Origin of the sequence: Halomonas sp. E19, from assembly GCF_052439355.1 — a bacterium.
Classification (GTDB): Bacteria; Pseudomonadota; Gammaproteobacteria; order Pseudomonadales; family Halomonadaceae; genus Halomonas.
The window spans coordinates 658,177-668,554 of the sequence record NZ_JBNFWU010000001.1 but is presented as its reverse complement, the minus strand read 5'-3'; the positions used below and the strand labels follow the sequence as shown (position 1 = coordinate 668,554).

At 66.7% G+C, this 10,378-nt stretch carries 5 protein-coding genes and 4 pseudogenes; 4 read left to right on the top strand and 5 right to left on the bottom strand.

Annotation, left to right across the window (positions count from 1 at the left end):
• Window positions 1-286 precede the first annotated feature (286 nt).
• Window positions 287-610 (top strand): thioredoxin, encoded by a 324-nt coding sequence (gene trxA, locus ACUDAL_RS03585; protein WP_444677169.1) that lies wholly within the window; start codon window positions 287-289, stop codon window positions 608-610.
• 71 nt (window positions 611-681) lie between these two features.
• Here trxA and ACUDAL_RS03580 read toward each other — a convergent pair.
• Window positions 682-1,832 (bottom strand): annotated as a pseudogene (locus ACUDAL_RS03580) (AI-2E family transporter).
• Between the two features lie 146 nt (window positions 1,833-1,978).
• On the opposite strand from ACUDAL_RS03580, the pseudogene ACUDAL_RS03575 reads away from it, so the two are divergent.
• Window positions 1,979-2,650: pseudogene (locus tag ACUDAL_RS03575) on the top strand (SIMPL domain-containing protein); the annotation flags it as partial.
• A gap of 69 nt (window positions 2,651-2,719) precedes the next feature.
• On the opposite strand, the pseudogene serS reads toward ACUDAL_RS03575, so the two are convergent.
• Window positions 2,720-4,008 (bottom strand): annotated as a pseudogene (gene serS, locus ACUDAL_RS03570) (serine--tRNA ligase).
• Between the two features lie 180 nt (window positions 4,009-4,188).
• Between serS and ACUDAL_RS03565 the strand changes: the two are divergent.
• Both ACUDAL_RS03565 and ACUDAL_RS03560 read left to right on the top strand, forming a co-directional pair.
• Window positions 4,189-7,432 (top strand): annotated as a pseudogene (locus ACUDAL_RS03565) (FAD-binding and (Fe-S)-binding domain-containing protein).
• A gap of 85 nt (window positions 7,433-7,517) precedes the next feature.
• The gene (locus ACUDAL_RS03560; protein ID WP_444677168.1) at window positions 7,518-7,718 is read left to right on the top strand and encodes a DUF2905 domain-containing protein; all 201 of its coding nucleotides are present in this window, start codon (window positions 7,518-7,520) and stop codon (window positions 7,716-7,718) included.
• Between the two features lie 21 nt (window positions 7,719-7,739).
• On the opposite strand, the gene trpC is transcribed toward ACUDAL_RS03560, so the two are convergent.
• From trpC to ACUDAL_RS03545, 3 genes are read right to left on the bottom strand one after another with little or no spacing between them, the layout of a single operon-like run.
• Entirely contained in the window at window positions 7,740-8,540 is an 801-nt protein-coding gene (gene trpC, locus ACUDAL_RS03555; RefSeq protein WP_444677167.1) for an indole-3-glycerol phosphate synthase TrpC, read from the bottom strand.
• A 43-nt stretch (window positions 8,541-8,583) separates the two neighbouring features.
• Complete coding sequence (gene trpD / locus ACUDAL_RS03550) at window positions 8,584-9,603, bottom strand: anthranilate phosphoribosyltransferase (protein WP_444677166.1); 1,020 nt, start codon at window positions 9,601-9,603, stop codon at window positions 8,584-8,586.
• A gap of 26 nt (window positions 9,604-9,629) precedes the next feature.
• Window positions 9,630-10,214 (bottom strand): anthranilate synthase component II, encoded by a 585-nt coding sequence (locus tag ACUDAL_RS03545; RefSeq protein WP_444677165.1) that lies wholly within the window; start codon window positions 10,212-10,214, stop codon window positions 9,630-9,632.
• Window positions 10,215-10,378 lie beyond the last annotated feature (164 nt).

Sequence of the window (10,378 nt, the reverse complement as noted above, 5' to 3'; positions counted from 1 at the left end):
AAACTCCCCTTAACAGCGGCAGGCACCGGGCAAGACACCATAGCCAGGCCCAAGCTCCCTTTCATTTCATTGTGCTACAGAAGACTACCGAGTTCGCCACCACCCTCACAGGCATCGTGCGGGCAGGTCGATACCCTGAAACGGCGACTTGCAGGACCGCTGGGGCAACAGGCAGGCCGCCTTGCATTGCCAGCATCCCTGGCGGCCGCTAACATCTGCCGGCCCAGCATGCCATTGGCGTGCCATCCGATTCGCTCGATGCAGCGCAACGTAACTGGAGAATCACATGACCAATAACGTCGATGTCACCAACGCCAACTTCGAGCAGGAAGTACTGAAAGCGGATCAGCCGGTGCTGCTGAAGTTCTGGGCCCCCTGGTGTGGACCCTGCAAGGTCATGGCCCCGGTCATCGACGAGGTGGCCGAGGAGCGTACCGGCAACCTCAAGGTGGTCAGCATCAATGTGGACGACGCCCCGGAAATTGCCGCCGAACAGGGCGTACGTGGCGTACCCACGGTCATGCTGTTCAAGTCGGGTTCCAAGGTCGCTTCACTGGTGGGCGCTCAGTCCAAGTCGCAGCTGAGCCAGTTCATCGACCAGAACGTCTAAGCGCAGGCCCCGGCGCACCAGAGCCTTTGTTGCCACCCGCCGGCCAGCCGTCACAGGCTCGTTGTTACCGTTCAGTCGTCACGCTCCGGCTCCGTCCGGGGCGTCGCGTTTTCTACCGCCCTGCCCTGCGCCTTCGGCATCGGCCGGCCGGCGTCCGGCGCCACGCTATCGGAGATCGGACGCTGCCCCGGCCCTAGCAGATGGGCGATCCAGCGCGTTTGCGGATGGCTGTCGAGGGCGATCTTGAGTGTCATGGTCAGCACCACCGAGAGCAGCATTCCCACCACCCCCAGCATCCAGCCCCACACCACCAGCGACAGGAAGGCCACGAAGGTGGAGAGCCCCAGCGCCCGCCCCATCAGCCGCGGCTCCACCAGGTTGCCAAGCACGAAGTTGATCGCCAGGTAGGCCATGGCCAGGCCGAAAGCCGGCACCAGCCCGCCGCCCTGGGCAACCAGCAGCAGCAGGACCGGCGGCAAGGCTGCGATGGCCGAACCGATGTTGGGAATGTAGTTGAGGGCGAAGGCCAGCACGCCCCACAGCAGGGGAAATCCACGCCCGCCAGCACGCAGGCAAGCCAAGCCAGGATACCGGTGAGCAGGCTGACGAAGGTCTTGACCGCCAGGTAGCGCTTAAGGGTCAGGCTGAACTCCTGGAAGCGGCGCAGGCTGGCCTCCGGATCGTCGAGCGCCTGGGCAACCTTGCGGCGAAAATTGAGCGTCTCGAACAGCATGAAGATGACCAGCAGCGCGACCACCATGCTCTGCATCAGCAGGTTGCCGATCCCGCCCAGCAAGGCCGAGAGCCAGCCGCTCTCCTCTCCACCCTCGACCAGGCCCGCCAGGGTATCGGGATTGATGGCAAGCCCCATGGCCGCCAGACTGTCGAGCAGGTTGAGGTATTGGTAGTAGAGCTGGTCTTCGATGCCTGGCAGGGCCTCGATGAAGGTACCGAAGGCATTGACCGCCAGCAGCCCCACCAGCAGGAGAAACCCTCCAATTACCAGCAGGGTGATAAGGACGGCAATGGGCGGCGTGATTCCCAGCCGGCGCAGCCAGTTCACTGGCGACGTGCAGATCACCGCAATGAACAATCCCAGCAGCAGCGGAATGAGCAGATCGGCACCGGCGCGAATGCCGGCGATGATCACCACCAGCGCGGCCAGTGAAAGCGTCAAGGTAAGCGGACGTCCGTAGCGCACGTTGTCATCACGGTAAAGCATGCCATCTATCCTTGTCTGGCGTGTCCTGCTTATCATGACCCCAAGCGGGCGGAGGCACAAACTCGCCCGACCGGCAGCTCCACAGCCTCCCGGCCGCTGCGCCTGCCGCTCCCCCTATCTGCCCCTTGTCGCCAGGAGGCCTTTCGATGATTCCGACTCCCCTTCGCTCTCTGCTGCTGGGCGGCCTGCTGGCTGCAGTGACGCTGCCCGCCATGCTGGCCCAGGCCGACCAGCCGCGCGCCCGCCTGGACGTGCAGGCCGAAGCCCAGCTCGATGTCGTGCCCGACCGCGCCACGCTCAGCGCACGCCTGTGGGAGCGCACGCCTGCCCTGGCCTACAGCGACGAGCAGACGGACCCCGACGCCCTGCGCCAAGCCCGCGACCAACTGGAGCAGCGCGCCACGGCATTGATCCAGGCCCTAGAGGAAGCCGGGGTGGCACGCGACGACCTGAGCGCCGGCTCGCTCAACGTGCAGCCGGAATATGTGCCTGCGCCGCGTCGCGGCGATGAGGAGAGCGAGCTGCTGATGCGCACTCGGGTGGAGCGGCCCTTCCAGGTGCGCGTCGACGACCTCGAGCGCCTGCCGCGCCTGCTCGACACCTTGACCGCCGCCGGGGTCAACGCCCTCGACGCCATCAGCTACGACCTGGCGGATCGCACTGCCGCCACCGACGAGGCGCTGGTGATGGCGCTGGAGAAGGCGCGCCACAAGGCCGAGCTGATGGCACGCACCCTGAACGTCTCGCTGGGCCCGGTGGCCACGATCAGCGAGACGCGCTCACCCGTCTATATGCCGCGCATGATGGCGATGAGCGCCGATGCCCGCGAGAGCACCGGCCAGGTCGAGTACCGCCCAGGGACGATCGTCATCGAGGCGGGGTCAGCGTCAGCTGGGAGATCGAGAATTGAGGGTGGCGATGCCGCCGAGGTAAGGGCGCAGCGCCTCAGGCACGGTAATGGAGCCATCGGCGTTCTGATGGTTCTCCATCACCGCGATGAGGCAGCGCCCCACCGCCAGGCCCGAGCCGTTGAGGGTATGCAGCAGCTGCGGCTTCTTGTGTTCGGGGTGGCGGAAGCGCGCCTGCATGCGCCGCGCCTGGAAGTCCTCGCAGTTCGACACCGAGGAGATCTCGCGGTAGGTCTGCTGGCTCGGCAGCCACACCTCCAGGTCGTAAGTCTTGGCCGCGCCGAAGCCCATGTCGCCGGTACACAGCGTCATCACCCGGTAGGGCAGCTCCAGCGCCTGCAGGATCGCCTCGGCGTGGCCGCGCATCTCCTCCAGCGCCGCGTAGCTCTGCTCCGGCTCCACCAATTGCACCATCTCGACCTTGTCGAACTGGTGCTGGCGAATCATGCCGCGGGTGTCGCGGCCGTGGAGCCCGCTTCACTGCGGAAACAGGGCGTATGGGCGGTGAGCTTGAGCGGCAGCGCCTTGGCGTCGAGAATCTCGTCGCGAGCGAAATTGGTCAGCGGCACCTCGGCGGTGGGGATCAGGTGGAAGCCGCGCTCGTCGTCGAGCCGGAACAGGTCCTCGCCGAACTCAGGCAGCTGCCCGGTGCCGTAGAGCGAGGCCTCGTTGACCATGTAGGGGACGTAGCACTCCTCGTAACCGTGCTCGAGGGTCTGCTTGTCGAGCATGAACTGGGTCAGCGCGCGGTGCAGGCGAGCGATCTGCCCACGCAGCACGGCGAAGCGTGAGCCGGTCAGCTTGGCCGCCAGCTCGAAGTCCAGCTCGCCCTTCAGCCCGCCCAGGTCGACGTGGTCGCGCACCTCGAAGTCGAACTCGCGCGGCGTGCCCCAGCGATGCAGCTCGACGTTGTCCTCTTCGCTCTCCCCTGCCGGCACGCTGTCGTGGGGCAGGTTGGGAATGCCGCTGACCAGCGCGTCCCACTCCTCCTGCACTTCGGCCAGCTGGCGCTTGGCGGCATCGAGGCGGTCGCCGAGATCGCTCACCTCGTCGAGCAGCGGCTGGATGTCTTCGCCAGCGGCCTTGGCCTTGCCGATCGCCTTGGAGCGGGTATTGCGCTCGTTCTGCAGGGACTCGGTCTCGGTCTGCAGCTCACGACGCCGGGACTCCAGCGCCTCGAGCCGTGCGGTATCGAGGGTAAAGCCACGTTTGGCCAGTCGTTGGGCGACCGAAGCAAGGTCGCTGCGCAGCAGTTTGGGATCGAGCATGGCGTCCAGCCCCTGAAAGCGAAACGGTAAAAGACGGAAAAACGGCGGAACATTGTAGGCAAAAGGCCGCCAAGGTGCCACGTCGGCAGGCCTGCGGGGTGCGCGGCACCCCTCTCGCGATAAAGTAGACGCCTATTCCCTGCCTGCCCGCCCGGCAGCGTCACCGAACGAATCGACACCATGATTGCACGACTGGACATCAAGGACTCGCGCCACAGCGCCGAGCTGGCGCCCCACTACCTGCGCTTCCTCGAGGCGCTCAAGGCGGCAGGCTTCGAGGGCGAGATCGCCCCCGACTACGCCAGCCGCACGGTGCTGGCCACCGACAACTCGATCTACCAGCGCCTGCCCCAGGCGGCGCTGTTCCCGCGCCATGCCGAAGACCTCGCGTTGATTGCCCGCCTCGCCGCCGAGCCTGAGCATCGCCAGGTGGCGCTCACGCCCCGGGGCGGCGGCACCGGCACCAACGGCCAGTCGCTCACCGACGGCCTGGTGGTGGACGTGTCGCGTCACATGAACCGGATTGTCGAGATCGACGTCGAGAACCGCCGGGTAAGGGTACAGGCCGGCGTGGTCAAGGATCAGCTCAACGCGGCGCTGAAGCCCCACGGCCTGTTCTTCGCCCCGGACCTCTCCACCTCCAATCGCGCCACCATCGGCGGCATGATCTCCACCGACGCCAGCGGCCAGGGCAGCTGCGAGTACGGCAAGACCCGCGACCACGTGCTCGAGCTCGACAGCGTGCTGCTCGGCGGCGAGCGGCTTGTCAGCCGTCCGGTGAACGACACTGAACTGGAGACGCTTTGCCGCCACAGCGGTGCGATCGGCAATGCCTACCGCACCGCGCGGGAAATCATCGACACTCAGCGCGAGCTGATCGCGGCCAAGTTCCCGCCGCTCAACCGCTGCCTGACCGGCTACGACCTGGCGCATCTCAGGGACGCGCAGGGCCGCCTCGACATGAACAGCCTGCTGTGCGGCTCGGAGGGCTCGCTGGGATTCCTCAACGAGGCGGTACTCAACGTGCTGCCGATTCCCAAGCACTCGACCCTGGTCAACGTGCGCTATGCGGGCTTCATGGATGCCCTGCGCGACGCCAAGGCCTTGATGGCTTCTGCGGCGAAACCCACTTCCATCGAGACGGTGGATGACAAGGTGCTGCTGCTGGCCATGGAGGACTTCGTCTGGGACAGCGTGGCGGAGTTCTTTCCCAGCGAGGCGCCCCAGGGATCTGCCGAGGGCGATACCGTCACGGCCGAGCGCCAGGCGGTGGCCATCCGCGGCATCAACCTGATCGAATTCAATGACGACGACCCAGAACGGCTTGCCGAGCGGGTGGCCGCCTTCTGTCGTCACCTGGAAGCGGATGAGAGCGTACCGCGCCTCGGCTACACCCTGGCCCAGGGGGCGCCCAGATCCAGCAGGTCTACGGCATGCGCAAGCGCGCCGTGGGTCTGCTGGGCAATGCCAGGGTCGACGAGAAGGGCGAGAAGCGGCCGATCCCCTTCGTCGAGGACACCGCGGTGCCGCCGGAGCATCTGGCCGACTTCATCAGTGAGTTTCGCGCCGCGCTGGACGCTCGCGGGCTCAGCTACGGCATGTTCGGCCACGTCGATGCCGGCGTGCTGCACGTGCGCCCCGCCATCGACATGAAGGACCCGCACAGGAGCGGCTGATCCGTGAAGTCTCCGACGAGGTGGCCGAGCTGACCCACAAGTACGGCGGCCTGCTGTGGGGCGAGCACGGCAAGGGCGTGCGCTCCGAATATGCGCCCAAGTTCTTCGGCGAGCTCTACCCCAGCCTGCAGCGGGTCAAGGCCGCCTTTGACCCGCACAATCAGCTGAACCCGGGCAAGATCGCGACTCCCTCCATACCACCCGACGCCGCGAAGCCCTCCATCCCGCCCGAAGCCGCGGGCACAGCGTCGACAACTAGCGTCAGCGAGGATACGGTGAAGTGGGTCGACCCGGGTCTGCTGACCATCGACGGCGTGCCCACCCGCGGCCAGCTCGACCGCCAAATCGACGAGCGCGCCTGGCAGGCCCACGCCGCCACGGTGTACTGCAACGGCAACGGCGCCTGCTACAACTACGATCCCGACGACGCCATGTGCCCCTCGTGGAAGGCGACCCGCGACCGCATCCACTCGCCCAAGGGACGCGCCAGCCTCGTCCGCGAGTGGCTGCGCCTGCAGGGCAAGGCCGGGATCGACCTGGTCGAGGAGTCGCGCAAGAAGAAGCGCGAGGGGTGTGGGGCTTCATCACCTCGTTCCCGGCGCGGGCGCGCAACACCTGGCGCCGCCGCGGCGAGGCCGACTTTTCCCATGAGGTCTACGACGCCATGGCGGGCTGCCTGGCCTGCAAGTCCTGCGCCGGCCAGTGCCCGATCAAGGTCAACGTGCCGGACTCGCGCTCGCAGTTCCTCGAGGTCTACCACGGCCGCTACCTGCGCCCGCTGCGGGACTACCTGATCGGCGGAATGGAGTTCTTCGTACCCTATCTCGCCCATGCCGCGCCGCTGTACAACGCCGCTCTGAATCAGCGCCTGGTGGACCGCCTGCTGTCCCAGCACGTCGGCCTGGTCGACAGCCCGCGCCTCTCTCGCGCACGGCTGACCAAGCAGCTGCGTGCCTGGGGTGTCGCCGAGGCGACGCCGATCTCGCTGGGCCTGCTCAGCGAGGCGCAGAAGGCCAGAAGCGTAGTGCTCGTGCAGGACGCCTTCACCAGCCACTTCGAGGCAGAATTGGTGATGGACATCGTCGAGCTGCTCTCGCGCCTGGACATCAAGGTGTTCGTCGCCCCCTACACGGCCAACGGCAAGCCGCTGCACGTGCAGGGCTTCGCTCGGCGCCTTCGAGCGCACCGCGGAGAAGCAGGCGCGGCGGCTGCGCGCCCTGGCCGAGTTCGGCGTGCCGCTGGTGGGCATCGACCCGGCCATGACCCTCACCTACCGCCAGGAGTACGTGAAGGCGCTGGGCCCCGCTGCCGTGCCCGAGGTGCTGATGCTGCAGGAGTGGCTGCTGGCTCAGGGCAAGCGCCTGGTGCCGCCGGCCCTGGCCCGGGAGCTCGAGAAACTCGACGACCCGAGCTTCCGGCTGCTCTCCCACTGCACCGAGAAGACCAACGCCCCGGGCAGCCCCAAGGCGTGGCAGCAGGTGTTCGCCGCCTTCGGCTTCGAGCTCGAACTCGTCGCCAGCGGCTGCTGCGGCATGTCCGGCACCTACGGCCACGAAGCGCGCAACCGGGAAACCTCGAAGACCATCTACGCCCAGTCGTGGCAGCCGGTGGTCGAGGACGCGGCCAACCGGGGCCGCCTGCTGGCCACCGGTTACTCCTGCCGCAGCCAGGCCAGCCGCCTCTCCGGCCAGGCCCTGCCGCACCCGCTGCAGGGCCTGCTGGCCCGCCTGCGCCAGCTGAGCTGGTAGATCGCGTGCAGACGAGAAAGGCCGGCGGAATCACCGCCGGCCTTTCGAATCGCACTCACTTCGAAATCACCAGAGCAGGAGCAGGATGTCTCGCACCCTGATCGTCATCGGCCTGTGTATCGTCGCCATCGGCCTGCTGTGGCCCTGGCTCTCCAGGCTACCTTTCGGCCAGCTGCCCGGCGATATCGCCATCCGCCGTGAGAATTTCTCGTTCTACTTTCCCATCACGACGATGATCCTGATCAGCCTGGCGCTGTCGGCGCTGCTGTGGCTGTTCAACCGCTGATACCTCCCTGGCTCGCGACGCTCAGTAGAATAGCCGGCGCAGCGCCTGGCCCGGCTCGGGCTCACGCATGAAGGCCTCGCCCACCAGAAAGCCGTGCACGTCGTGTTCACGCATGCGCAGCACATCGGCCTGGGTGTGGATGCCCGATTCGGTGACCACGGTGACGCCTGCCGGAATGCGCGGCAGCAGCTCCAGGGTGGTTTCCAGGCGGGTCTCGAAGGTGTGCAGGTTGCGGTTGTTGATGCCCACCAGGCCAATGCCGAGCTTGAGCGCACGCTCGAGTTCGAGGGCGTCGTGCACCTCGACCAGCACGTCCATGCCCAGCGCAACCGCCTGCTGGTAGAGGTCGGCCATGCGGGCATCCTCCAGCGCGGCGACGATCAGCAGGATGCAGTCGGCGCCGATGGCACGCGCCTCGCTGACCTGGTAGCCGTGGGTGATGAAGTCCTTGCGGATCACCGGCAACTCGCAGGCGTCGCGGGCGGCGACGAGGAAGTCCTCGTGGCCCTGGAAGAAGTCGGCGTCGGTCAACACAGAGAGGCAGGCGGCACCGCCGGCAGCGTAGCTGGCGGCAATCTCGGCGGGATGAAAGTTCTCGCGGATTACGCCCCTGGAAGGAGAGGCCTTCTTGATTTCGGCGATTACCGCCGGGTCGCCCTCGGCAATGCGCCGGTCGAGGGCCGCAATGAAGCCACGGGGCGCGCTCTGGCGCTGGGCCAGCTCCAGCAGCTCGGCTTCGGACACGGCGCGGCTACGCTCGGCCACCTCCTCGTCCTTGCGGGCCAGGATACGGGTGAGAATGGTCGGGGCATCCTTGGTCATGATGTTGTCTCATTGAGGCGGCAGCCGGCTGCCGCTTGGGGGCTCAGGAAACCAGCACGCGGGTGAAGTCCGCCAGTTCCTTCATTTTTTCCAGTGGCAGCCTTGAGGCCTGGGCATCCTGTGCCATCAGCACGCCTTCCTTCAAGGTATCGGCAATACCCGCACAGTAGAGCGCCGCCCCGGCGTTGAGGGCCACGATGTCGGCCGCCGGCCCGTCGCCCACTAGCGCCTCGCGTACCAGCCGCAGGCTGTCCTCGGCGCTGACCACCTTGAGCGGCGACAGCGCCTGGCGCTCGATGCCGAAATCTTCCGGGGCGATGGTATAGCGGCGAATCTCGCCGTCCTTGAGCTCGGCGACGTGGGTCGGCGCGGCCAGGGAGATCTCGTCCAGGCCATCCTCGGCATGAACGACCATGACGTGGCGGCTGCCCAGCTGGCGCAGCACCTCGGCCATCAGCGGCACCAGGTCGGCGGAGTAGACCCCCAGCACCTGGTTGGGGGCGCCGGCCGGGTTGGTCAGCGGTCCAAGGATGTTGAACAGAGTGCGCACGCCCATCTCGCGACGCGGGCCGATGGCGAAGCGCATGGCCGGGTGATGGTTGGGCGCGAACATGAAGCCGACTCCCACCTGCTCGATGCAACGCGCCACCTGCTCCGGCTTGAGGTCGAGATGGATGCCGGCCATGTCGAACAGGTCGGCACTGCCGGAGGAGGAGGAGACGCTGCGGTTGCCGTGCTTGGCCACATGGGCGCCGGCCGCGGCCGCCACGAAGCTGGAGGCGGTCGAGACATTGAACAGGTTGGCACCATCGCCGCCAGTACCGACAATGTCGACCACGTTCTCGGCGTGCAGGCGCACCCGCTTCATCAGCTCGCGCATGACCTGGGCGGCGGCGCCAATCTCCTCGGCGGTCTCGCCCTTCATGGCCAGGCCCACCAGCAGGCCGCCGATCTGCGCATCGGTCGCCTCACCGGTCATGATCTGCTGCATCACCGCGTGGGTGTCGTCGAAGCTCAGGTTGTCACGGCGCATCACCGCGGCGATGGCATCACGCATCTGCATGGTCAGGGTCTCCTCTTTCAGGCGGGTCAGCGGCGCTTCAGGAAATTGGCCAGCAGTTCATGGCCCTGGCGGGTCAGGATCGACTCCGGATGGAACTGCACGCCCTCGATATCCAACTCGCGATGGCGCAGGCCCATGACCAGGCCCGGCGTCACGTCATCCTCGGTAGTCCAGGCGGTGACCTCGAGACACTCCGGCAGCGTTTCTGCCTTGACCACCAGCGAGTGATAGCGCGTGACTTCGAGCGGGTCCTCAAGGCCGGCAAACACGCCCTGCCCGCCGTGGCGAATGCGCGAGGTCTTGCCGTGCATCACCTGGGGCGCACGTACCACCTCGCCGCCATAGACCTGGCCGATGGCCTGGTGCCCGAGACAGACCCCCAGGATCGGCAGCCGACCGGCGAAGTGACGTATCGCTGCCAGGGAAATACCCGCCTCGTTGGGGGTGCACGGGCCAGGCGAGATCACCAGGTGGCTGGGCGCCAGCGCCTCGATCTCTTCCAGCGTGATGGCATCGTTGCGGTAGGTCACCACCTCGGCGCCCAGTTCGCCCAGGTACTGCACCACATTGAAGGTAAAGCTGTCGTAGTTGTCGATCATCAGCACGGACATGGCGATGAGGTCCTGTTCAAGCGAGAAAGCATCTAGGAAGTGTCAACTCGGCCAGCCGTGCGGGTCTGCTTCGGACACAAAAAGCCGCCCCGACGGCGGCATTTTTTTCATTCGTCAGCGTGCCGCCCCTGGTCAGGAGCGCCACCACTGGGCAAAGCATGAGA